Consider the following 22,866-nt stretch of genomic DNA (forward strand, 5'->3'; position numbering starts at 1 on the left):
AAGCCGCCGGCAGCAAGCTTCCCGCGGCTCCGATGCAAGCTGAGGATGCTCCGGCAGCCGGACTTCGGCAACAGTCCGGCTGCACATCCCTTCGCGATTTCGATATGATCCATCCAACTCAGCTGCAGCTATCCGCAGTTGTTGCCCATCCATCCTCCCTGTCTATTCCTTGCCGAGCTTTTCCCATTCATGTTCCTCATTCATGTTCCTCATTCCTGTTCCAAGCGATCAGGGATTGCCGATCTCCCGCAATCTCTTCCCTTCCATCGAATTTTCATCTCCCCGCCTGTCCATGCTAAGATAAGACATAGACATGAAAGACCGATCAACGGACAGACAGCGGGGGTTGACATCATGCTTTCCTTCATCCTCACCAGCAAGCGATTCGTATCCGCCTTCTTCCACGCCTTCAAGGACAAGGAGTTTCAGGCGCTCTTCTTCATTGCGGCCGTCACCTTGTTCTCCGGAACGATGTTCTACCGTTCCGCCGAAGGCTGGAGCACCGTCGACGCCCTGTATTTCTGCGTCACGACGCTGACGACCGTAGGCAGCAGCCTGGAGCCGCAAAGCGACTTCGGCAAAATCTTCACCATGATTTATGTATTCGTCGGCATCGGCATCATCTTCGGCTTCATCCGCACGCTCGCCTCCCATATCCGCATCGGCAGGCGCTGAGCGCCGCGCAAGAAACGTGCTTCGTTTGACCCTATGAAAAAAAGGGACAGTCCCCGGTCATTTGCATGACTTATGGGACTGTTCCTTTTTGAATGCCTGTTTCATCGCCCGAGCTTTCAGAAAAGCCGCCAATCCATCCTTGCTCCCCGGTCAGAAGAACAGGGGTTCCGGCTCCGCGGCGGAGAGCCTCCTGGCGCTCCGGCTGTGCGGGATGCACATCGGCGTTCCATGCAGCGGATCCGCCATGATGTCGCATCGGAGCCCGAACACTTCTTCGATCATCGCGGAGCTGACGACCTGCTCCGGCGCTCCCTGCGCATAGATGGAGCCTTCCTTGATGGCGACGATATGGTCGGCATAACGGCATGCCAGGTTGATATCATGCAGCACCATGACGACCGTCCGCTTCTCCGAGGCGTTGAGCTCGTCCAGCAGGTCCAGCACCTCGATCTGATGAGTCAGATCGAGATACGTCGTAGGCTCGTCGAGCAGAATGATTCCGGTCTGCTGCGCCAGCGTCATGGCGATCCACGCCCGCTGGCGCTGCCCGCCCGACAGCGAATCGACGCTGCGCTCGCTGAGCTCCGACATTCCGGTCGCCTCGAGCGCCTTGGCCACCGCCGCTTCATCCTCCCCCGACCACTGCTGCAGCCAGCTCTGGTAGGGATAGCGGCCCTGCTTGACAAGCTGGAGCACGCTCAGCCCCTCCGGCGCCTGCGGTCCTTGCGGCAGGATAGCCAGCTTGCGAGCGACCTCCTTGGTCGACATCCGGGAGATGTCGCTGCCGTCGATGACGACCGAACCCTGCTGCGGCTTCAGCAGACGGGCCATCGAGCGCAGCAGCGTCGATTTCCCGCAGCCGTTGCTGCCGATGAACACCGTCACCTTGCCCTCCGGTAGGGTCAGATCCAGGTTTTCAAAGACATGCGCCCCTCCATAAGAGAGCGCCAGCCCCTTCGCTTCCAGCATCCCCATCTTCGATTGCCTCCTGCCTGTCATGAATTGCGGTGCCGATACAGCATGTAAAGGAAAAACGGAGCGCCGATCGCCGCCGTGAATACGCCGGCCGGAATATCGAGAGGCGAGAAAGCCGTACGCGCGGCAAGATCGGCCGTGAGCAGGATGATGGCGCCGATCAAGGCGCTTGCCGGCAGCAGTCCGCCGAAGGACGAACCGACAAGCTTGCGCGCCATATGAGGGGCCATCAAGCCGATGAAGCTGATCGCCCCTCCAATGGCGATGGCGGCTCCCGCGAGCGCCACGCTCAGCAGCAGCAGTATCAAGCGGCTGCGCTGCACATGCGCCCCTGCGCTTCCGGCCACTTCGTCGCCGAGCGCCTGGATGTTCACATGCCGGGCCTGGAACCAGGCCAGCGGCAGCAGCGCCGCCACCCATGGGAGCAGCGTGTAGACATCCTTTTCCCAGGAGACTCCGTAAATGCTGCCCGTCATGAACGTCAGGGATTTGACCGTCAGAATGAGCGGACCGGAGATGATCAGCATGTAGGATAGCGATTTGAAAGCCGCCGACAGCCCCGTGCCGATCAGCACAAGGCGCAGCGGCGAGACGCCGCCCCGCCAGGACAGCAGATACAGCAGCGCCGTAACCGCGAATGCGCCCCCGATGGCCGACACCGGCATCCAGGAGATAGGGACGGAGCCGCCCAGCAGGAACAGGAACAGCACCGCGCCCAGCGACGCTCCCTCGGTGATTCCGGTCACATCCGGGGATGCGAGCGGATTGCGGACAAGACCTTGCAGAATGGCTCCAGCAACTGCCAGCGAAGCCCCGACAAGCACAGCGATGACGATTCGCGGCAGCCGCAGCTTGTTCACGATGACCTCATGAGCCGCAGTCCCTTTGCCCGCGATGGAGCGGATCACTTCTAGAGGCGACACATAAAGGCTGCCGATGCCGGTGCTGACAATCATCATGGCCGCGCACAGCAAGGCGAGAATGACGAGCACCCAGGTCGTGCGGCGCTCGAGCAGGAACGACAGCCGCGGCCTGTCCATGCGCAGGGAACGGTATCTGCTCATCGTGTCACCCTCCCCGACCGCGCGATGTACACGAAGAAGGGAACGCCGATGACCGCCGTCATGACACCCACGGGCACTTCCTTAGGCATCGCGATGTACCGGGAGCCCAGATCGGCCGTCACGAGCAGCAGCGCGCCCAGCACGGCGCAGTAGGGAATCATCCAGCGGTAGTCGCTGCCTGCGATGCGGCGCGCGACATGCGGCACGATGATGCCGACGAAGGCGACCGGTCCGGCCGCAGCCACGGAAGCTCCAGCCAGCAGGATGATGGACAGGGCCGCAGCCCCTTTCATCCGGGCCGTGCTCTGCCCGAGTCCTTGCGCGATGTCGTCGCCCATGGCGAGCACATTGAGATGGCGGGACAGGACGAGCGCCAGAAGCATCCCGATGCCCATATAGGGAAGCACGGCGGTTAGGGCATTCATCTCCCGGCCCGCGACGGAGCCGACCAGCCAGACGAGCACTTGGTCGAACATTTTCCCGCTGGTCAGCATATACCCTTGCGTCACGGAAGCGAAAAAAGCGGCGATGGAAGCTCCGGCCAGCGTGATTTTCACCGGGGTCATGCCGTCCTTGCCCATGCTGCCCATGACAAAAACGATCAGCCCGCTGATTCCCGCTCCGGCCAGAGCCATCCAGGTCTGAGCCTGCATGCTCTCGAAGCCGAGCAGCCCCGCGCCGATGACAGCAAAAAAAGCCGCCCCCGCATTCACCCCGAAGGTGCTTGGAGAAGCGATCGGATTGCGCGCGATGACCTGCATGAGCGCTCCGGCCACGGCGAGGCAGGCGCCTACGGAGGCCGCGATCAGCGCCCGGGGAACCCGGGCCGTTCGGATGATGAGCTGCTCCTGCGTTCCGCTGTATCCGGTGAAGGAGCCGATGACATGGCGGAGCGGAATATCGGCCGTCCCGAATGCGATGCTGCATAGAACCGCGAAGGCCAGAAGCGTCATAAATAGAACTATTCCCGTAAGTCTCATGTCGGCCTGCTTTCTTGTTCATAGAACTCTCTTCATCTGCTGCTTCTGCCCGACACCTGCGTTGCCCTCCGCTTCCGCTTCCAGGGTCTTCAAAGCCGTCCAGCCGGATTAACGCGTCTCGGATTCGAAAAGCAGCAGTGGCTATGGAAAAAGTGTAGAAGAAGAATACGGCCCTGTCAACGATTCTGATAATCATTCTCAAATATTCATTGACAGGCTATCTCTTCTTCTCTAGAATTTCTACCTGTACTGATAATGGTTATCATATTAGACATAAAGGGGATTAAGAGAGATGAACAAACGCTTTCTGACCTTCATGGTCTCCATCCTGCTGGTCGGCCTGCTGGCCGCTTGCGGCAGCAACAATAACGCGAACAACTCGGCGAGCGAGCTGCGGCCAATCAGCCCGCCGCGGGCACCGGAGAGGGATCCTCCGGCGGCGATGCGGAGCGTGTCGTCAAGCATGCGCTCGGAGAAACGATTATCAAGGGCACGCCGCAGAAGGTCGTCGTGCTGACCAATGAAGGCACCGAAGCGGTGCTCGCTCTCGGCGTGAAGCCAGTCGGCGCGGTCAAGTCCTGGACAGGCGATCCTTGGTACAAGCACATCAAGGACAAAATGGAAAGGCGTCACCGTGCTCGGCGAGGAAAGCCAGCCGAACATCGAGCTGATCGCCGGCCTGCAGCCCGATCTCATCATCGCCAACAAGATGCGCCACGAGAAGATCTATGAGCAGCTGAGCGCCATTGCGCCGACCGTCGAAGCCCAAGACCTTCGCGGCTATTGGAAGGAAAACTTCACTCTCTATGCCGATGCCCTGAACAAAAAAGCCGAAGGCGAGAAGCTGATCGCCGACTTCGACGCGCGCATCGAGGACTTCAAGGCCAAAGCCGGCAGCAAGCTGAATGAAACGGTATCCGATGGTGCGCTTCATGGGCGGCAAGACGCGCGTCTACCACACCGACACGTTCTCCGGCATCATCTTCGATCAGATCGGCATTGCCCGCAACGCGATGACGAAGAACAGCAAGGAAACGTTCGTCGACGAAATCACCAAGGAGCGCCTGCCGGAAGTCGAAGCCGACCGTCTCTTCTACTTCACCTATGACACCGGCGACGGCAAAGGCAATGCTACCGAACAGGAATGGACGGGCGATCCTCTCTGGAAGAGCCTTAAGGTCGTCCAGGAAGGACGGGCCAAGCGCGTAGACGACGCCATCTGGAATACCGCCGGCGGCATCCTGGCCGCCAACCTGATGCTCGACGAGCTGTATCAGATCTACGAAGTGTAGCCTCGCTCGACCTTCAAGCAGAAAAGAAGAAGCTCGCCCTGCAAATGGTTTACGGGGCGAGCTGTTTTTTATTTGAAAACGGTTTTCGACTCCATCTTTAAGAACAGTCCCTTGATTCTTTCCCACTAACAAAAAAAGCCCCGTCATGTTCACATGACGGGGCTTTGCCCTTTCTTGGCTCTTTCTCTTCCTAGCGCTTGCCCGTCATCTTCTCCGGACGGACCCACTCGTCGAACTGCTCGGAAGTGAGCAGGCCGCTCTTGATCGCGCTCTCCTTGAGCGTCGTGCCTTCCTTATGCGCCTGCTTGGCGATCTTGGCCGCGTTCTCGTAGCCGATATGCGGATTGAGCGCCGTCACGAGCATCAAGGACTGATCCAGGTTGTGCTTCAGCGTGTCGAGGTTCGGCTCGATGCCGACGGCGCAATGCTCGTTGAACGAGAGCATGGAGTCGGAGAGCAGCACGACGGACTGCAGGAAATTGTAGGCGATGACCGGCTTGAACACGTTCAGCTCGAAGTTGCCTTGGCTGGCCGCGAAGCCGATCGCCGCATCGTTGCCCATGACCTGGCAGGCGACCATCGTAATGGCTTCGCACTGCGTCGGATTGACCTTGCCCGGCATGATGGAGCTGCCCGGCTCGTTCTCCGGGATCGTGATCTCGCCGATGCCGCTGCGCGGGCCGCTGGCGAGCCAGCGCACGTCGTTGGCGATCTTCATCAGGTCGGCCGCGAGGCCCTTGATCGCGCCATGCACCCAGACGATCTGGTCGTGGGACGTCAGGGAATGGAACTTGTTCGATGCCGTCACGAAGTTGTGGCCGGTAATCTCGGCCACCTCGGCCGCTACCTGCACCGCGAATTCCGGATGCGCGTTGATGCCGGTGCCGACCGCCGTGCCGCCGAGCGCGAGCTCGCGGATGGCGTCGACGCTGCTCGTCAGCATCCAGGACGATTTCTCCAGCATCGCTTCCCAGCCGCTGATTTCCTGGCCGAGCGTAATCGGCGTCGCATCCTGCAGATGCGTGCGGCCGATTTTGACGATGTCGTCGAACTTGACGCTCTTCTCGTGCAAGGTCGCCTTGAGCACCTCGAGCGCCGGCAGCAGGCGGGTCGATACCGCGATGACCGCCGCGATGTGCATCGCCGCCGGGAACGTATCGTTGGAGCTCTGCGAACGGTTCACGTCGTCGTTCGGGTGGATGCGCACGGAGGAGCCTTCCGCCTCCAGCAGCTGGTTCGCGCGGCGGGCGATAACCTCGTTGCAGTTCATATTGGTCTGCGTGCCGCTGCCCGTCTGCCATACGACGAGCGGGAACTCCCCGTCATGCTTGCCCTCGAGAATCTCATCGGCCGCGCGGCAGATCGCGTCGGCCTTTTCCGGCTCCAGCACGCCCAGCTTGCGGTTGGCCTGAGCCGCCGCTTTTTTCACATATGTCATCGCTTTGACGACCTCAAGCGGCATCTTCTCCCAGCCGATCTTGAAGTTCTCGCGGCTGCGCTGAGTCTGAGCGCCCCACAGCTTGTCCGCGGGAACCTTGATTTCGCCCATCGTATCCTTCTCAATCCGGTATTCCATGATTCCATTCCGCCTCTCTTAAGTCGATAAACCGCTTACCTTCACTCTCCCATTTTACCCAATCCGGGCGCCTGCCGCCAGCGGGGCATGCCCGCCGCGCGCTCAGGCCCTGGCGTCCCGGTAGGCTTGGACGTAAGCCTGGGCCTGCCGCTCGATCAGCGTGTAATCCCCGTGCTTCACCGCTTCCTTGGTCAGATCTCCGCCGATGCCGACCGCGACCGCGCCGGCCTTCACCCACTGCGCCAGATTGGCCAGCGAGACGCCGCCCGTCGGCATGATGTTCGCTTGCGGAAGCGGGCCCTTGACGGCCGTAATCATATCCGGGCCGAACGCGCTTCCCGGAAACAGCTTGACGATGTCCGCTCCGAGCTCCATCGCGGTCTGGATGTCCCGGATCGTCATCGTTCCCGGCATGACCGGCACCGCATAACGGTTGCACAAGCGGATCGTGTCGGGATTGACAGCCGGCGCAACGACGAACTCCGCGCCGCTCAGAATGGCCGCGCGGGCCGTCTCGGGATCCAGCACGGTTCCGACGCCGATGATCGCGTAGGAGTCCGATGCGGGATCCGCCTTGCTGGAATACTCTGCGGCCAGCTGCTGGATCGCCTGCAGCGCCATCGGCACGGTCATCGTAATCTCGATCGCCTTGATTCCCCCGCGGATGGCATGCCTCGCCATGCGGGCGACCTCCTCCGCCGAATCCGCGCGCAGCACGGCTACGACGCCCGCTTCCGCGATTGCTTGAGTCACTCTCAGTTTGCTAAGCATGTCAGCTTCCTCCCCGATTCTTCTGCTCTACGAGCCTCGGCGGCCGGCCTCGTCATGCTGCCGGCCGTGCGGCGATCGCCGCACGGCTGCTTCCCCGCCTCCGGATCGGACAGCCGCCTGAACGGTAGGCTGTCCGATCGCTTTCTTCCATTGTCTCACTAGCCCGTCGCCACCGTCAATCATCGAAGCTATCCACAGAAAGGCCTCTTCCGCATGGAAGAGGCCGATTCATTTTTTATCCACAAGGGGACAACAACTGCCGAAAAAGCCTTTATGAATCCATAGGTTCACGGTTGCAGGCTGCCCGTTCAAGTTATCCCTACAACCCTGTGGATATTGTGGATATCAATTGTGCATATGTGCATAGATTGGGGGATAACTTTTTTCGAGCCGACATCCCCGCTTTTACAAACAAGTAAGGATAACCGGTCCCTGCTCGGTTATGGCAACCGTATGCTCGTATTGCGCCGACCAGGAACGGTCGCTCGTCCGCGCCGTCCAGCCGTCATGGGCAATCCATACTTCCGGCCCCCCAGCCGTCAGAATCGGCTCGACCGTCAGCACCATGCCGGGCTGCAGAACCGCTCCGCTGCCGCCTCTGCTGACATGGTTCACCTCCGGCGGCTCGTGGATGGAGCGTCCGATTCCATGCCCGGCGAAGCTGGACACGACCGAATGCCCCGTCTCCTTCGCCGACTGGACGACCGCGGCGCCGATGTCGCCGAGCCGGCGTCCGACCCGGCACTGGCCGATCCCCTTCAGCATCGCCTGGCGGGCGCCCGCCATCAGCGACTGCACGCCGGAGTCTCCCTTTCCGATCGCATAGGTCCAGGCCGAGTCGGCCTTCCAGCCGTCCACATCGGCAACCATGTCGATCGTCACGATATCTCCCTCCTGAAGCGGCACCGCATCCGGGAATCCGTGGCAGACGACCTCGCCTACCGACGCGCAGGTCGCATAAGGATAGCCTCTGTACCCCTTCTGAGCCGGGTAAGCTCCATGCTCCGCCATCAGCCGTTCTACGAAACGGTCGATCTCAAGCGTCGTGACGCCGGGCGCGATCCGCTTCGCGATCGCATCGTGGCATAACGCAACGACTCGTCCCGCGCGGCGGATCCTGCCGATTTCCTCTTCCGACTTCCATTCCGCCATGGCTGATGCCTCCGCTCCTCGTCCAAGATCAAGATCGCCTTCCAAGCTCCCTCGATCTATGCTATTCGGAAGAGCCGCGCCTCATTCCGCCGCTTCACGGCACGCAAAAATGACCCGGAACTCCGCAGGGGGAGTATCCGGGCCGGGTATATGATAGGCTCGCTTGTTCTAGCTCACGGAGGAATTCATTCTGCCCATTTCATGCTCAACCAGTGACGTCAGCTCATCCTCATATCCGCCGGTGATGCGGTATTTGCGGATGTAATCCTTAACGAACTTCCGCGGATCCTTGGGCTGAAAAATTCTCGTGAGTTCCTTGAGGCTTTCCTTGACTTCATTCTGGCTGTGCTTGGCCATGAAATCTCCTCCTCTAACGCTGGATGTTCATCCGAAACCTCGGATTCGAGAACGTGCAGGTATCCCTATGGTGCAGACACTCCATGGCAGTTGAGCGAATGTTTGTATTTTTCACACTATTATATCACTTCATGCATCAGGTTGGAAGCAAATTCCCAATCATTCCTGCGGAGGGAGTTCTTGATCGTTCGGTTCCTCCTGGGATTTCCAGCTGTCCCGCAAGGACGCCTCGGCCTTGCGCGGGGCCTGGTCCGGATTTTGGCGGCGGTACAAGCGCAGGTAGGCCGCGACGCCGACGACAGCCGCCGCAACGCCGAAGGCCAGCGTCAGAGCCGTCACCCATCCTTCAATCACCATGCCGCCGCCCCCCCGCTTCTCCAGTAAATGTCATTACGGAAAAGTATATCGGAAAGGTAAGGCGCTTACAACAGCGGCACCCCGTGCCGTTCCCTCATCTCCCTCTGCAGCCGGCGATCGCCGGAACCGCATCAATTCCCCATCCTTCAAGGATTATCGACAGGAAAGGACAAGCTTTTCAGCTTTTTTACCCTGCATAACCGCCATTTAAACGCTGCCTGGCGAAAGAAATGAAAATCACCGGCTTTGCATCGCTCTCCTTTCCTTCATCCGCCGCCAGAGGGATGGGTTGGCCCATCTTCGAGCGTCTATCCCCATTGTATGAGCGGAGGAACGGAAAAAAACCGGAAGGCGCTGCTTCCGGCTTGGATGACGGCTCTGCCGCGGTTAGCTGCTGCGGATGATCGGAAGGCCGACAAAGCCCGTCGTTCCTTTTCCGAGCTCGCTTTCGTAGTACATTTTGCCATGATGGTTCTCGACGATCTTGTACGTCATGACAAGGCCCAGGCCGGTTCCCTTCGCTTTGGTGGAAAAGAACGGCTCGCCCAGCTTGGCCAGCTTCTCCGGGGGGATGCCGGAGCCCTGGTCGATGATCCGGGTCCAGGCCATGTTGTCCTCGCCGACCGAAGCCTTCACCTGGATGACGCCGCCGGAGCTCATCGCTTCGATGCTGTTCTTGATCAGATTGATGAACACCTGCTTGAGCTGGTTGTCCACCCCCTGCACGAGCATATCGCTCTCCGGAATTTCCAGCTCCAGCTGCACATTGTTCATGATCGCCTGCGCCTCGATCAGCATCACGACATCCCGGAGCACGGCTCCCAGCGCGACGGGATGGAAGTCGACCGCCTGCGGCTTGGAGAGGACGAGAAGCTCGCTGACGATCTGCTCGATCCGCTCCAGCTCCATCGCCATGATGGAGATGTAGTTGCGCCGGTTGTCTTCCTGCATCAGCTTCGTGAACCCTTTGAGAGAGGTGAGCGGATTGCGGATCTCATGGGCGATGCCGGCCGCCAGCTGGCCGACGGCTCCGAGCATCTCCGACTTGCGGAGCATCTCCTCCGTCGTCTTGCGGTCGGTGATGTTCTCGGAAATCTTCATGTAATGGATCGTCTCGCCGCGCTTCACGATCGGCAGCAGCCTGGCCTGCTCCCAGTAGACGGCTCCGTCCCTGCCGATGCCGGCCAGCTCGCCCTCCCAGATTTCGCCGCGCTTGAGCTTTTCCCAGATGTCCGCGAAGCTGCAGCCGCTCGCCTGCCAGTCATCGAGAGACTCCAGATGCCTGCCGTAGATGCTCTCCGACGTCTCGCCCGTCAGGTCGTGGAACTGCCTGTTGGCGTAGAGGATGCCGCCTTCAAGATCGGAGATGACGACGAGGATCGGACTTTGCTCGATCGCATACGAGAGGCGCAGCAGCTCCTCGTTGGCTTCCTTCAGCTCGGTGATGTCCACGAGCGTGATGATGACGCCTTTGGTCAGATGCTCCAGCGTCCGGTAAGGCATCATCCGCATCTTGTACCAGCGCCCGCTGCGGCTTTTGATTTCCTTCTCCAGCGAACGGAGCGATTGCAGCACCCTGGAGGCGTCCTCCACGAACTGGTCGTAGTAGAATTGATGCGAAATATGATGGAACGGCCGTCCGATGTCCACATTGAGAAGATGGATCTCCTTGGTCACAGCGGGAGTGAAGCGGCGGATGCAGAACTGCGTATCCAGGAAGATCGTGCCGATCTTGGTGCTGACAAGGAACAGATCCATGTCGTTGTTCAGCTCCGTCAGCTCCTGGATTTTGAACTGATACTCGCTGTTGATCGTCACCAGCTCTTCATTGACCGCCTGCAGCTCCTCGTTCGTGCTCTGCAGCTCCTCGTTGGAGGCGATCAGCTCCTCGTTCGTGCTCTGCAGCTCTTCATTGGAAGCCTCCAGCTCCTCGATCGCCGACTGGAGCTTGTCCTCGGTGGAGCGGAGCTGCTGCTCCAGCCACACCATCTGCCTGCGGACGCTGTCGTTCAGATCGATGGAAGCGACCGGAACTTCATCCAGCTCGGGAGCGAGCTCCAGAATGATCAGCATGCTGCCGGCGAACGCCGCTCCGCTCTTCGAGAACGGGCGCACGGTCACGTTGATCCGCTGTTCTCCCGACGCCGTCTGCACGACCAGATGGCGGAATACGACCTCGTCCAGCCCGGCGCGGATCTGCTGGACGGCGGTCATGACCGCGACGGCCAGCCCCGGCTCCAGCATCTTCTGCAGGTTCCATGAAGGCCTGCCCTCCATCGGGGACAGGAACGGCTGCACATTGCCGGTCAAATGCTGGATGTCGAGCTTCTCGTCCACCAGCAGGGAAGGAGCCATATGCTCATTCACATATGTACTGTAGAACTGGCTCTGGCGGCGGTTCTCCTGCGCATCCGCCCCGGCATGCTGCTTGCGCCGCTCCCTCAGCTCGCCCGGAGTGGACAGGCTCCTGGCTCCGTCCATGAGCAGCGTCGCGCCGGACGCGCTGTTTTTGCGCTGGCTCTTGTGCCGGAAAATGTTCCATTTGCCGTTGGAGGGCTCGAACAGATGGTCCTGCCTGCCGACGGTCTCGCTCGGCCCCAGGAACAGGAAGCCCCCGGGAGTCAAGGCGAAGTTGAACAGCGACAGCACCTTCTGCTGCATCTCGGGCTGCAGGTAGATGAGCATGTTGCGGCAGCTGATGAGATCGAGATTGCTGAATGGCGGATCCTTCGTCAGGTTATGGGGGGCGAACACGATCAGCCGCCTCAGCTCGCGCGTGACCTGATACGTGTCGCCATGGCGGACGAAGTATTTGTCGAGCCGCGCCTTGGACACCGAGGTCCCGATCGACAGCGGATAGACGCCGTGATTGGCGTAATCGATGGACTGCTTGTCCACATCAGTGGCGAAGATGCGGATGCTGAAGCGGTTCTGGAGACCTTCCTGCTCCAGCACTTCGAGAGCAAGCATCCCGATCGAATAAGCCTCCTCGCCCGTCGAGCAGCCGGCCGTCCAGATCCGCAGCTCGGTGTTCTTGTTCTGCAGCTTGGCGCGGACCAGCTTGGGCAGCACCTTTTCCCGGATAATGTCGAACGCTTCGGGATCGCGGAAAAAGTGGGTGACGTGGATGAGCAGATCCTGCCTCAGCGCCAGCACCTCCTCCTCCCTCGACTCCAGCAGAAGCTCATAATCGGCCAGGGTTGCCGCCCCCGCCTCGGCCATCCTCTTCTCGATTCTCCGCAGCAGGCTGTTCTTCTTGTAAAAGCTGAAATCGATGTTCGTGCGCTCCCGGACCCTCTCCAAAATCTTGGCGAGCAGCGCCTCCGAGTCGTTCAAGGCGGCGGCCTGCACCGCATAGCTGGGGCTTGGAATCAAGGAAGCGGGAAATTTGAGCTTGGACGCGATCTTCTCCGGAGCGAGCACGAAATCGACATGCCCGCTGTCAATGGCGCTGCGAGGCATGCCGTCGAACTTCGCCGACTCCTCGTTCTGGGCGAACACGATTCCGCCGCTGCGTTTGACGGCTGCGATGCCCCTCGTTCCGTCCGTGCCCGTACCGGACAGCACGACGGCAATCGCCTGCTGGCCCTGATCGGCCGCCAGCGAATGGAAGAAATAGTCGATCGGGTAATGGACCTCGTCGGGATGCGGATCCGAAAGCCACAAGTGGTTCTTTTTCAAGGAGAGCGATTTGCGCGGAGGAACGAGATAGATCGTGTTCGGCTCCACTTCCATGCCGTCGCGGACAAGATGGATCTGCATCCTCGTATATAAAGAGAGAATCTCGTTCATGAGGCTTTTGTGGTCGGGCGACAAATGCTGAATGACGACAAAGGCAAGACCGGTCTCCGGACTTGCCTGCTGAAAGAAATGCTTCAAGCCTTCCAGTCCTCCCGCCGAGGCGCCGATGCCGACGATTCGGACCGGCTCGGCCTTGGTGAGCGGAAGCTCGGAATGCTGGCTGTCGGAAGGTATTTTGTTCATGTTCGTCCCTCCTTGGTTGAGCGCTTGGACGGAAATGGGGCTGCGAAGGATAAAGCCGATTCTGGCAGGCGTCCTGCCCGGAGATAAATTAGCTTATAGTGTATTCTCCGCAGGACGTCTGTTTCCTCTTGTCCAGCAAAAACTCCAAATGATTCCGTTTATTCGGCATTAATATCGGATATTCGTCTTTTTTTGCGATGGAAAGGCTCGTCTCGCTTGAGGTAAACTTGAACAAGGATTGGATTGGATCTACAGGAGATGGTTGCTGATGAACCCATTGCAGATTGAAGAGTTTGCGGAGCTGCTGTTGTCCGGCAGCCGGTCGGCTGCCGAGGCGACCGTCCTCCACTGGAAAAAAGCCGGCGCCAACCAGCTCGCCTTGTTCGAGCAATTGTTCACCCCTGCGCTCGAGCATATCGCCCTGCTGGCCGAAGCCAGGCGGATCGGAATGGCGGAAGAGCGGCTGGGTTATGGCTTGTGCCAGTGGCTGCTATGCAGGCATGAGCCTGCGGAGCCCTTGGAGGGAAGCGGAGCCCGGCTCGTTTCCCGGAAAGCCATGCTGCTTGGGCTTGACGTAGAGCCGCATGACCTCGGCATGCGGATGGACGCCTGCATGTTCAAGGAACGCGGATGGACGACCCGGATGTACGGCCCAGTCCTCCCTCTGGAGCATGCCGTCTTCGGCGCGATGCAATGGACGCCGGATGCCGTCTGCCTGCATGCCGATTCTCCGGAATCTCTTCCGGCCGCCCGCGCTTATGCCGAAAAGCTTCTCATCCTGCCGTGGGCTCCCTCCGTCCTCTTGAGCGGCCGGGCCGCCTCGCTTCCCGACCTCCGTTCCCTGGCGAGAGGAGAGGCGGCAATCGTGCGCAGCCTGCTGGAGCTGGACCTGTGGCTCGCCGAGGCCGAGCGGGAGCTGGAGGTCGAGGCGTTCAACGAGACGACGGGTTGAAGGACTTCCGGCAATCGGAGGACCGGACCTGGACCAGGCTGAAGCATTCCCCTTTCCCGGAATGATCCGCTGTTCAGCGTCCGCGAAGCAAAGAAGGCCGATCTCCCGGAGATCGGCCTTCTTTGTCTATGTTTTTGTTCATGCGTTTGCCCATACCCATGACTATGCCTATGCCTATGCCGGTTTAAGCCATCCGGATTTCGGCGATGCAATCCGCCGCTTCATACAGCTCGTCGTCCACGGCGTTGCTGACGGGATAAGCCCGCAGCTGAAAAGGCTCGAGCGGCTGCAGATGCCGGCGCAGGAACGAAAACTCGCGGATCGACGGATTGAGCCAGTCCTCCAGCCCTTCCTCGTCCAGCACGATCGGCATCCGCTCCTGCAGCAGGGACAACGGGCCGGAAGCCGATACGGTCACGATCGTCGCCGCGCGCATCAGCGCCCCCTCTGGCGTCCTCCACTCGTCATACAAGCCGGCCATGGCGAACAGCGGCTGCCCCTGGACCATGATCCGCATGGCGCGAGGCTGCTTCGGTCCGTTCTCCTCCGCTCCCCTCTGCCAGCCGTACATCCCGCTGCAAGGAATGATGCAGCGGCCGCTGATCAGCATCTGCTTGAAGCATGGCTTGGATTCCAGCAGCGAGACATCGGCATTGACGGCATCCTTGGCCCAGAACGGAAACAGCCCCCATCTGGCATCGTCCATGATTCTCACGCCGTGGCGGTTGTTGCGGATGACAGGGACGTTTTGCGTCGGAGCGATATTGTAGCGCATCGTCGGAATCCGGACGGCATCGCGGATCGCGAACCGGCGTTCAAGCTCCTCGATGTCAGACGTAAGCGAAAAACGCACGCACATAGTTGTTGGCCACCTTCCCGGTTGTTCGTCTCGCTTCCAGTATCTGCAACCGGAGGGAAGTTATGCGCGTGCCGGGAAGGATGGCGGTAACGATATCCCTCAGACCGCCGTCTCCTGCTCATCGCCGTGGGCGAATCCGGCGGCCGGTCAGCGGCGGCGCTCCCCGAGGCCGAAGCCTCAAGGGAGATCGATTCCTTCAGCCTGCGAATCATTGACGGGGTTGACGGTATGCGCCCTTGATCCTTGGCTTCATCAACCGTCAACCGTCAAGAACAGTCAAGGCGTGAACCGTTTGCGGAATCGATGCGGCGGGATGCCCGCATGGGCGGCGAACAGCCGCGAGAAATGAGGCGTCTGCCTGAAGCCGCTCTCCTCGGCGACGCGGGCGATCGGCCAGTCGGTCGTGAGCAGCAGCAGCTTGGCTCTGTCCAGCCGGTAATAGAGCAGATATTGCTGCGGAGTGCAGCCGAATGTCTCCACCATGCAGCGGGCGATATAGACGGCGTGGTAGCCGAGCGCGCTGGCCAGATCGGCGTTCGCGACCGATTCCCGGTAATTTTCCTTCATATAGGCGGCAGCCTGCTCGGCGACCGCGGAGGCGGATGCCCGGTAGACGCCTGCCCGGCCGGCAGCCTCGAGCTGCCGCAGCAAGTCGAGAAAGCTCTGCTGCCGGGCCCAGAAAGCCCCTTGATCCGCGCTTGCCGCCGCCTCGTTCAGCACGGCGAAGGCTGCAGCGGCAGGCTGGCCGGATATGCCTGCGATCAGCTTGGGCAGCCTGACCGTATGCGTGTAATGGTCTCCGACCAGCGTGGACTCGTCCCCTTCGGCCGTTTCCTCCCATTCCCCCTGGAACTGGAAATGAACCCAGTCGAACTCCGTCTCCCCGGTGCATGCTCCAGCCCCAAGCCGGGGGCGGTCGGGACGCAGAAGGAGCACTTGTCCCGGCTCCACCGTCCAGGTGCTGTCTTCTTCTGTCACCGAGAGAGCCCCCCGCCGGACGTGAATCAGCTCGAACATGCCCAGCTCGGTCCGGCTCGGATGCTCCTCTCCCGCTTCGTAGGACGCTCTCCTGGCCTCGACCAGGAAGGGCAGCGGCGGGCAGCGGAAGGTCAACAGTCTTGTATCAGGCATTTCTTCATCTCTCCCAAATCTCTAGAAAACCGGCAGCCGCTTCCGGCGGCTGCGGCTGTTGGTCCAAGGCTTCGGCGCATCTGCCCGATCGGCGCGCGCCAAAGCCTTTGCATCGGCAGAAGCCGGGCACCCTCTGGAGGGGCCCGGCTTCCCGGATGTATCTATTGTAGCAAATCGATCGGACTCCATCAGCTTTCGCCCGTTTTTTTGTAGAAGGAAGGGGATTTGCCCGTGTACTTCTTGAACTTGGCGTGAAAATAATCGACGTTGGCGTAGCCGACCTTCTCCGCGGCCTGGCGCACCTTCATTCCGCCCTCCAGCATGGCGATCGCCCGCTCGATGCGCAGACGGTCGAGATAGGCGTTGAAGGAGACGCCGGCATGGCTTTTGAACAGCTTGCCTAAGTACCGCTGTTGTAGCCGAACAGCTCGGCCAGCGTCTCCAGCCTCAGCGGCTCGCTGTAATGGCGCTCAATGAAGCCGGTCATGCGCCTCAGGACGCTGCCGCTGTCCGACGCGTCCAGCGATTGCTGCACGGCCGACAGGCCCGCGGCCAGCTCCTCGCGCATGGTGCACCACTTGGCGTGGCGGTAGACGCTTGCGGCGAGGGAGCCATGGCGTCCATCCGCAGATGTGCCGCCATGACGCCCCAGCTCAGCCATGACCAGCGTCATCAGCTCGGCCATCGCCGAGGAGAACGCCGGACGCGACGCATTTCCGGCCGCCAGCGAAGCCGCCGCCTCGTCCAGGGAGGCGACGATGCCGGCCATGCCTCCCGTCTCCACGGCGCGGCTGAGCGCCAGGGCCGGCTGATCAAGACGGCTTCTTCGACGGGATTGGAGCCCGGGCCGCGTCCCCAGGACTGAACGGGGCCTCCGCATTGTTTTGTTGACCCATGAGTTCAGTCCACAAAAAAGGCCAGGCAGAGTCCCCCGAGGACTCCGCCTGGCCTTTATGCGCTCGCCTGCCATGGGCGGGCTTCTGCTGCAGCTCGTTCCTTGCCGCCCAAAATAGCGGACCGCCCTCGGAGCCTTCCGCCCCGCCTCACAGATTCTGCATCGTCACCCCGGCCTCCGGATCGAAGGCCAGCATCTTCGTGCCGATCTTGTCGATGAAGAAGCGGTCATGGCTGACCGTCACGACGGCGCCTGGGAAATGAATCAGCGCCTGCTCCATGACCTGGATGCTCGTCAGATCGAGATGGTTCGTCGGCTCGTCCAGGATGATGACGGCGGCGCCGGACAGAAGGCACTTGGCCAGCGCTACCCTCGCCTTCTGTCCGCCGGACAGATTGCCGATCGCCTTGCTGAGATCCGCCTCCGAGAACTGGAGCATCGACAGGAACTTGTTCACCTTCTTGCGCGGCGCGTCCAGCCCGAGCCCATACGTGTTCACGGCATGGCTGACGGTATCCTTCGGATCGAGCTCCTCCCACATGCGGTTGAAGTAGGCGTACCCGACGCCCTTCTCCCAGCTCACCTCGCCTTTCTCCGGCTTCTCCTGCCCCGTAAGCGCCTTGATGAGCGTCGACTTGCCGCTTCCGTTCGGACCCGTAATGACCAGACGGTCTTCCTTCTGGATATCGAAGCTGACGTTCTCGAAGATGATCCGGCCGTCATAGGCTTGTCCGATTCCTTTGACCTCCGCAAGCTTGTCGGGGAACCGGAGCCTTTCGTAAATGTCGGTAATGAGCACATTGACGGGATGAGGCTCGATCCGCTTCCTGCTGTCGGCCAGCTTGCGCGACAGCCGGTCCTTGGCCGACTTGCGCTCCGCCCGGCTGTCGATCGCTTCCGACTCCATGAGCAGGAGCTCCTCCTCCCACTCGAACTGGCGGTCAAGCTCCTTCTTGCGCATTTTCTTCTTGCGGACGTAGTCGGTGTAGTTTCCTTCATACTCCTGGAAATGATAATTCTCGATCTCGATCGTCCGCGTGACGACCTTGTCGATGAACTGCCGGTCATGGGAGATCAGAATCATGGCGCCGCCGAACCGGTACAGCCACTGCTCCAGCCAGGCGATTCCCTCGATGTCCAGGTAGTTGGTCGGCTCGTCGAGCAGGACGACATCGGGCTGCTCCACGAGCAGCTTGGCGAGAGCGGCGCGGTTGCGCCAGCCTCCCGACAGCTCGTCCACCGGCTGATGGCGCGAGCGGTCGTTGAACCCGAGCTTCGTCAGCACCGTGTTGATCTCCACGGACACGTTCCAGCCGTCCAGGTGCTCCATCTGCTCGAACAGCTCCGCCTGCCTCGTCAGCAGCCGGTCCATCTCGCCGTCATCCGTGACGGTGCCCAGCTTCTCCGCCACCTCCTGCAGCTCCCGCTCGATCAGGGCCACCTGCTCGAAGCACAGCTCCAGCTCCTGCTGGACGGACAGGCTGCCGCTCATCTCCGAAAATTGGGAGAAGTAGCCGATCCGCGCCTTCGGATCGACCTCCACCTTGCCCGATGTCGGCTCATCCTTGCCCATGATCAGCTTGAACAGCGTCGACTTGCCGGCGCCGTTGCGCCCGATGACGGCGACGCGCTCGCCCTGGCTCACGCGAAAATAAATTTCGCGGAATATAAGAGCATCCTCGTATTTCTTCGTGACATTTTCAAGCCGTATGACGCTCATCTCTTCCCCTCTTTCCCATTCCCCCGACTAGAGACTCTCCCTTCATTCTACCAGCAATGGCGGCGAAGGCGAGAATATTCCCGAGCGGCCGCCGCGATGAGGAAAAAAAGGACCGGACACCGCTGTGGGGGTCCGTCCTTGCCTCTCGGAATGAATGTCGCGTTACATCGAGCTTCCCGTCTCCGCTTTCCGTTCCGTCTTGGCCTTGCCGGACAAGAACCAGCCGCAGGCCGCGATCAGCACAAGCACGATGTAGAACGTCAGCTTCCAGGCTGTCGATTCGGCAAAGTCATGCGGGATGACATGCAGCGCGGGATGCGCCAGCGTGTGCACCGCCAGCTTGACGCCCACCCAGCCCACGATGACAAAGGCGGCGACTTCGAGCGACGGCCTGCTCTCCAGCAGCTTGACGAACCAGTTGGCAGCGAAGCGCATGATCAGGAGGCCGATGAAGCCGCCCAGGAAGATGACGGCGAAGTGGCCGCCGTCCATGCCGCCGATCTTCGGCAGATTCGTCGCCGGCAGCGCCACGGCCAGCGCCACGGCAGCCAGGATGGAGTCGACGGCGAAGGCGATATCCGCCAGCTCCACCTTGATGACCGTCGGCCAGAACCCGGCTTTCTTGGGCTTGGCTCCGGTATGCGGCTCTGCGTTCCGCTCGCCTTTTTTGACCATGACTTTACGGAAAATATGATTGAGGGCAATGAACAGAAGGTACAACGCTCCTATCGCCTGCACCTGCCATACGTCCACGAGGAACGAGATGACGAACAGGGACGCGAAGCGGAACACGAACGCTCCGGCGAGGCCGTAGAAGAGAGCTTTCTTGCGTTCCTTCTCCGGCAGATGCTTCACCATGATCGCCAGCACGAGCGCATTGTCGGCCGCCAGCAATCCTTCCAGGGCAATGAGGACGAGCAGCACCCATCCATATTCCATCAATAAAGCGAAATCCATCTTCTTCCTCCTCCAGATGAGCGGGCCGAACGCAAAAAGACCCTTGTCTCCCGAGGACATGAAAGCCTCGGATGCACAAAGGTCTCGCTAACAATGCGGTTCGGCATTGCCAGTAAAGCCGGAGAGCGGGCTCTCGTATTGACGACTTTACTGTGGCAGCTACTCCCCTTCGGAGTCCGGTTATCTTTTGCGTGTTCGAACAGCTTTTAATGATTGGTCTGTTGTAGTACGGGGATGGGCCCGGATGGTTTCTTTTTTATTCGGAAAATGTCACGGGCCCGGCAAGGCTCGGATCCGCCATCGCCGGAGCAAGCCGAATGGCTGACCGAATGCCGGATTTCCTGTCTGCCCGTAACCTCGCCATAGGCATCTGCATAGGATAACCCAGGTTTAATCAAAGGAGGGTCATCCTCATGAGCTCATCCTATTCCCACACGGAAGCGGCGGCGGCGCCGTTCTACAAATGCGAAGCCCACGTCGACCATACGCTGCGTTCGGTCAAGAGCCATCTGCATCAGCTCTGCTCGCAGCATGCGAATCGGCTCGTCAAGGTGGAGACGATCGACGGAGACGTCTTTGAAAGCTACATCGTCCATTGCCACAAGAGCATCCTTTGCATCCGTCTCTCCAATGAAGGCTGCAGCCGCGCCTTCCTGCCGGGACCGGTCAACCCGTACTACAACAATGTGATTCTGCCGCTTGTGCTGTTCGATCTGCTCGCCATCACCTTGCTGTAGCCTCATGCTGTCGGCATCGTCAGAAAGGAGTTTTGACCATGGGTTTCATGCTTCCTACGCCCCCGGGATTTCCGGGCGGTTTCCCCGGAGGTGCGCCGGGCGGGTTTCCGGGCGGTTCGCCGGGAGGTTTCCCGGGGGGATTCCCGGGCGGTACGCCGGGCGGTGTTCCCGGGGCGGGCGGAGCTCAGCCTCCCTCTTCGCCTCCGCCTCAAGGGGTGCCGCAAAAGCCGCTTGCTTCGGCCTTCGCCGTTGATCCGGGCGCCATCTCGGGCTGCTCCTTCCGCTTCACGTACATCTGGCCCCGGTTCGGGCCCGGCTTCTGGTTCTACCCCGTTTTTGTCGGCCGCACATCCGTCGCAGGCTTCCGCTGGACCGGGTTCAGCTGGGCGTTCTCCGGCCTGGATCTGCAGAGCGTCGAGTCCTTCACCTGTTAATGAGGAAGAAAAAAAGGACTGCCGAGCGAAACTCGGCAGTCCTTTTTTTCATTCCTACAGCTTGCCCTCAACGGTCGATTTCTCCGCCGCATCCACCGTATGCTTGAGCAGCATCGCAATCGTAACCGGACCTACGCCCGCGGGAACCGGGGTAATCGCGCTCGCCTTGACGGCGCAGGCCTCGTAGTCGGCATCGCCGACATTCCCTTCGTTGTAGCCGGCATCGAGAATGACGGCGCCTTCCTTGATCCATTCTCCCTGAATGAACTTCGGCTTGCCGACGGCCGCCACGACGATATCTCCAAGCGCTACGATCTCGTTCAGCCGCTGCGTCTTGGAATGGCAGACGGTCACGGTCGCGTTGCGGTTCAGGAGCATGAGCGACACCGGCTTGCCAAGAATCGGGCTGCGTCCGACGACGACGGCATGCCTGCCCTCGATCGGAAGGCCGTAATAGTCGAGAATGGCGACGACAGCGGCAGGCGTGCAGGATGGGTAGGCTGCGTAGCCGAAGGCGTTTTGCGCAAAGCCGAGCGCCGTGACCCCGTCCACATCCTTGGCGATCGCGATGGCCTCGAACGCCTCTCTCTCGTCGATCTGCTCCGGTACGGGATGCTGCAGCAGGATGCCATGAACGGCAGAATCCTCGTTCAGTCCGCGGATTACGTCCACCAGCTCGCCTGTCGTCGTTCCCGAATCGAGATGGATCCTCTTGGACTCCATGCCGAGCTTGCGGCAGGCATTGCCTTTCATGCGGACGTACGTCTCCGAAGCCGGATCATCCCCCACCAGAATCGTAACCAGGCACGGCACGACTCCCTTTGCGGCAAGCGCCTCGACTCTTCTGGCCAACTGCTCCTTGATTTCCCCGGCCACTCGGGCCCCATCCAATATCAGCGTTTGCTCCGGCATTTCTGCAGCTCTCCTTTTTTTTTGTCCGCTTAAAAACGCAAAGAGGCAAGGGGTATCCCCCCTTACCTCTGCCCAGGCGTACGGCTGCTGTATCCATGCGCTCCCTCATGGTTGGACCCATGCTCCGCCAGTCACGCACAGTCGGAATTTACTTTTGATGATACTGAAATCAGGAAGGATTGTAAATGCATTTTCTGCGGCCGGCCGAATCGGCACCCCCATTCAAGCTTCATTACAGGTAGCGGCTCTAAGATAACGGCAACAACCCCTTGAAGGAGTGATCGGCCATGTTCTTCCGGCGCAAAAGATGACGACCAGACGATAAGCATCCGGAAAGTCCAGACCGGCTCAGGCTCCGATGCCGTCACTTACTTCGTCGCCGACGTGAAATTACGGGCACCGCGAACGTCCTGACCGCCCTGGCCAACCGCATGGTTTTCACTCACGGCAAAAAGCCGCGAACAAAATCGCTGCCCCGGTACTTCTCGCTCGTCCTGCTGAACTACGGCATGATGCTCCTGTTCCACTCCGGCATCGGCATTCCGCTCGTCGCCGCCAAGCTGATGACGGAAGCTTCCTTGTTCCTGATCAGCTATCGGGCGCAGCGAAGATTTGTGTATGACTGAATGGTAGAAATCGCCCCAAATGTGACGAAACAGTGAAATATGCAAAAATGAACTTTATATTATAACATAAATTTACAATAAAGTCAAGTGTTGTTTCTTCACTCCCCCCAATGATACAACGGAATCGAGGTGATGATCATGGAATCAAAAAGCTTGACCGCACTTGTCAGCGCGTTCTCGCGCGCCTACCACGCCGAGCACAATCCGGTCAAAATCTTCGACGACCGGATCGCCAGGCAGCTGCTGACCGATGAAGAGTACGACAGCATCTCCGCCAACATGTCGCGGGCGATCGCGTTTTTCCAGCCCGGGTTCTCGGGGACGCAGGAGCAGGCCCTCCGCCAGGTTGTCGACCGTCAGCTTTCGCCCACTCCGCTCGGCCGGGCGGCATTTGCGATGGGCATCTTTCGACTCCCTTCTTCGGCTCGCCGGCTTAGTCCGTTCTTTTGACGCCGCAGCG

23 protein-coding genes, 1 pseudogene and 1 riboswitch are annotated in these 22,866 nt (G+C 60.3%); of the genes and pseudogenes, 8 read left to right on the plus strand and 16 right to left on the minus strand.

All coding sequences use genetic code 11. The features are described 5' to 3' along the window. Positions 1 to 354 precede the first annotated feature (354 nt). Positions 355 to 675, plus strand: a complete 321-nt coding sequence (locus tag BN871_RS05545) for a potassium channel family protein (protein ID WP_048744939.1) — start codon at positions 355 to 357, stop codon at positions 673 to 675. A 150-nt stretch (positions 676 to 825) separates the two neighbouring features. Here the strand turns inward: BN871_RS05545 and BN871_RS05550 are convergent, their stop codons facing one another. Genes BN871_RS05550 through BN871_RS05560 form a run of 3 tightly spaced genes read right to left on the minus strand, consistent with a single transcriptional unit; the run spans position 826 to position 3,694 of the window. After that, a complete protein-coding gene (locus BN871_RS05550) occupies positions 826 to 1,650 on the minus strand; it encodes an ABC transporter ATP-binding protein (protein ID WP_048744940.1) in 825 nt (274 codons plus the stop codon). A gap of 20 nt (positions 1,651 to 1,670) precedes the next feature. After that, positions 1,671 to 2,714, minus strand: coding sequence for an iron ABC transporter permease (locus BN871_RS05555; RefSeq protein ID WP_021881101.1), 1,044 nt, complete (start codon positions 2,712 to 2,714; stop codon positions 1,671 to 1,673). Continuing rightward, positions 2,711 to 3,694 (minus strand): iron ABC transporter permease, encoded by a 984-nt coding sequence (locus BN871_RS05560; protein ID WP_048744941.1) that lies wholly within the window; start codon positions 3,692 to 3,694, stop codon positions 2,711 to 2,713. The genes BN871_RS05555 and BN871_RS05560 overlap by 4 nt, the downstream gene beginning before the upstream one ends. 292 nt (positions 3,695 to 3,986) lie before the next feature. Between BN871_RS05560 and BN871_RS30145 the strand changes: the two genes are divergently transcribed. Both BN871_RS30145 and BN871_RS05565 read left to right on the plus strand, forming a co-directional pair. After that, the gene (locus BN871_RS30145) at positions 3,987 to 4,211 is read left to right on the plus strand and encodes a hypothetical protein (RefSeq protein ID WP_157060211.1); all 225 of its coding nucleotides are present in this window, start codon (positions 3,987 to 3,989) and stop codon (positions 4,209 to 4,211) included. Continuing rightward, positions 4,145 to 4,986, plus strand: a pseudogene (locus BN871_RS05565) (ABC transporter substrate-binding protein); the annotation flags it as partial. The gene BN871_RS30145 and the pseudogene BN871_RS05565, both read left to right, overlap by 67 nt. A gap of 190 nt (positions 4,987 to 5,176) precedes the next feature. Here BN871_RS05565 and fumC read toward each other — a convergent pair. From fumC to BN871_RS05595, 6 genes are all read right to left on the minus strand, one after another. Further along, positions 5,177 to 6,562, minus strand: a complete 1,386-nt coding sequence (gene fumC, locus BN871_RS05570; protein WP_048744942.1) for a class II fumarate hydratase — start codon at positions 6,560 to 6,562, stop codon at positions 5,177 to 5,179. A gap of 102 nt (positions 6,563 to 6,664) precedes the next feature. Continuing rightward, on the minus strand, positions 6,665 to 7,333 hold the full coding sequence (locus tag BN871_RS05575) for a bifunctional 2-keto-4-hydroxyglutarate aldolase/2-keto-3-deoxy-6-phosphogluconate aldolase (protein ID WP_048744943.1): 669 nt from the start codon (positions 7,331 to 7,333) through the stop codon (positions 6,665 to 6,667). 405 nt (positions 7,334 to 7,738) lie between these two features. Further along, positions 7,739 to 8,485, minus strand: coding sequence for a type I methionyl aminopeptidase (map, locus tag BN871_RS05580; RefSeq protein WP_048744944.1), 747 nt, complete (start codon positions 8,483 to 8,485; stop codon positions 7,739 to 7,741). A 168-nt stretch (positions 8,486 to 8,653) separates the two neighbouring features. Next, complete coding sequence (locus BN871_RS05585; protein ID WP_021881178.1) at positions 8,654 to 8,842, minus strand: hypothetical protein; 189 nt, start codon at positions 8,840 to 8,842, stop codon at positions 8,654 to 8,656. A 159-nt stretch (positions 8,843 to 9,001) separates the two neighbouring features. Continuing rightward, the gene (locus BN871_RS05590; protein WP_021881179.1) at positions 9,002 to 9,199 is read right to left on the minus strand and encodes a hypothetical protein; all 198 of its coding nucleotides are present in this window, start codon (positions 9,197 to 9,199) and stop codon (positions 9,002 to 9,004) included. Between the two features lie 387 nt (positions 9,200 to 9,586). Then, positions 9,587 to 13,183 (minus strand): chemotaxis protein CheB, encoded by a 3,597-nt coding sequence (locus BN871_RS05595; RefSeq protein WP_048744945.1) that lies wholly within the window; start codon positions 13,181 to 13,183, stop codon positions 9,587 to 9,589. A 268-nt stretch (positions 13,184 to 13,451) separates the two neighbouring features. Here BN871_RS05595 and BN871_RS05600 point away from each other — a divergent pair, with 268 nt between their 5' ends. Next, positions 13,452 to 14,135, plus strand: a complete 684-nt coding sequence (locus tag BN871_RS05600) for a hypothetical protein (protein WP_048744946.1) — start codon at positions 13,452 to 13,454, stop codon at positions 14,133 to 14,135. 184 nt (positions 14,136 to 14,319) lie between these two features. Here the strand turns inward: BN871_RS05600 and BN871_RS05605 are convergent, their stop codons facing one another. The 6 genes from BN871_RS05605 to BN871_RS05625 all read right to left on the minus strand — a co-directional run bounded on the left by BN871_RS05605 (position 14,320) and on the right by BN871_RS05625 (position 19,697). Then, on the minus strand, positions 14,320 to 14,994 hold the full coding sequence (locus BN871_RS05605) for an SOS response-associated peptidase (protein WP_021881182.1): 675 nt from the start codon (positions 14,992 to 14,994) through the stop codon (positions 14,320 to 14,322). 276 nt (positions 14,995 to 15,270) lie between these two features. Beyond that, the gene (locus tag BN871_RS05610; RefSeq protein ID WP_021881183.1) at positions 15,271 to 16,125 is read right to left on the minus strand and encodes a helix-turn-helix transcriptional regulator; all 855 of its coding nucleotides are present in this window, start codon (positions 16,123 to 16,125) and stop codon (positions 15,271 to 15,273) included. A 188-nt stretch (positions 16,126 to 16,313) separates the two neighbouring features. Then, positions 16,314 to 16,520 carry an AraC family transcriptional regulator gene (locus BN871_RS28830; RefSeq protein WP_021881184.1) on the minus strand — a complete coding sequence of 69 codons (207 nt, stop codon included), beginning with the start codon at positions 16,518 to 16,520 and terminating at the stop codon, positions 16,314 to 16,316. Positions 16,521 to 16,525: 5 nt separating this feature from the next. After that, the gene (locus BN871_RS28835) at positions 16,526 to 16,894 is read right to left on the minus strand and encodes a hypothetical protein (protein WP_048744947.1); all 369 of its coding nucleotides are present in this window, start codon (positions 16,892 to 16,894) and stop codon (positions 16,526 to 16,528) included. A 274-nt stretch (positions 16,895 to 17,168) separates the two neighbouring features. Continuing rightward, positions 17,169 to 18,740, minus strand: a complete 1,572-nt coding sequence (locus BN871_RS05620; protein ID WP_048744948.1) for an ABC-F family ATP-binding cassette domain-containing protein — start codon at positions 18,738 to 18,740, stop codon at positions 17,169 to 17,171. 162 nt (positions 18,741 to 18,902) lie between these two features. Beyond that, positions 18,903 to 19,697: a TerC family protein gene (locus tag BN871_RS05625; RefSeq protein ID WP_048744949.1), complete on the minus strand. Its 795-nt coding sequence runs from the start codon at positions 19,695 to 19,697 to the stop codon at positions 18,903 to 18,905. 413 nt (positions 19,698 to 20,110) lie between these two features. Between BN871_RS05625 and BN871_RS05630 the strand changes: the two genes are divergently transcribed. Then, positions 20,111 to 20,434: a hypothetical protein gene (locus BN871_RS05630; RefSeq protein WP_048744950.1), complete on the plus strand. Its 324-nt coding sequence runs from the start codon at positions 20,111 to 20,113 to the stop codon at positions 20,432 to 20,434. 38 nt (positions 20,435 to 20,472) lie between these two features. After that, complete coding sequence (locus tag BN871_RS05635; RefSeq protein ID WP_048744951.1) at positions 20,473 to 20,868, plus strand: transporter; 396 nt, start codon at positions 20,473 to 20,475, stop codon at positions 20,866 to 20,868. Positions 20,869 to 20,922: 54 nt separating this feature from the next. On the opposite strand, the gene BN871_RS05640 is transcribed toward BN871_RS05635, so the two are convergent. Beyond that, entirely contained in the window at positions 20,923 to 21,780 is an 858-nt protein-coding gene (locus tag BN871_RS05640) for a bifunctional 5,10-methylenetetrahydrofolate dehydrogenase/5,10-methenyltetrahydrofolate cyclohydrolase (protein ID WP_048744952.1), read from the minus strand. A gap of 63 nt (positions 21,781 to 21,843) precedes the next feature. Next, positions 21,844 to 21,925, minus strand: a riboswitch (ZMP/ZTP riboswitch). A 286-nt stretch (positions 21,926 to 22,211) separates the two neighbouring features. Between BN871_RS05640 and BN871_RS05645 the strand changes: the two genes are divergently transcribed. Together BN871_RS05645 and BN871_RS05650 are read left to right on the plus strand one after the other, a co-directional pair. Next, on the plus strand, positions 22,212 to 22,406 hold the full coding sequence (locus BN871_RS05645) for a hypothetical protein (protein ID WP_021879471.1): 195 nt from the start codon (positions 22,212 to 22,214) through the stop codon (positions 22,404 to 22,406). 138 nt (positions 22,407 to 22,544) lie between these two features. Next, the gene (locus tag BN871_RS05650) at positions 22,545 to 22,856 is read left to right on the plus strand and encodes a class I SAM-dependent methyltransferase (RefSeq protein ID WP_157060212.1); all 312 of its coding nucleotides are present in this window, start codon (positions 22,545 to 22,547) and stop codon (positions 22,854 to 22,856) included. Positions 22,857 to 22,866: the final 10 nt, after the last annotated feature.

This window comes from Paenibacillus sp. P22 (genome assembly GCF_000469945.2).
GTDB classification, from domain to species: Bacteria; Bacillota; Bacilli; order Paenibacillales; family Paenibacillaceae; genus Paenibacillus_O; species Paenibacillus_O humicus.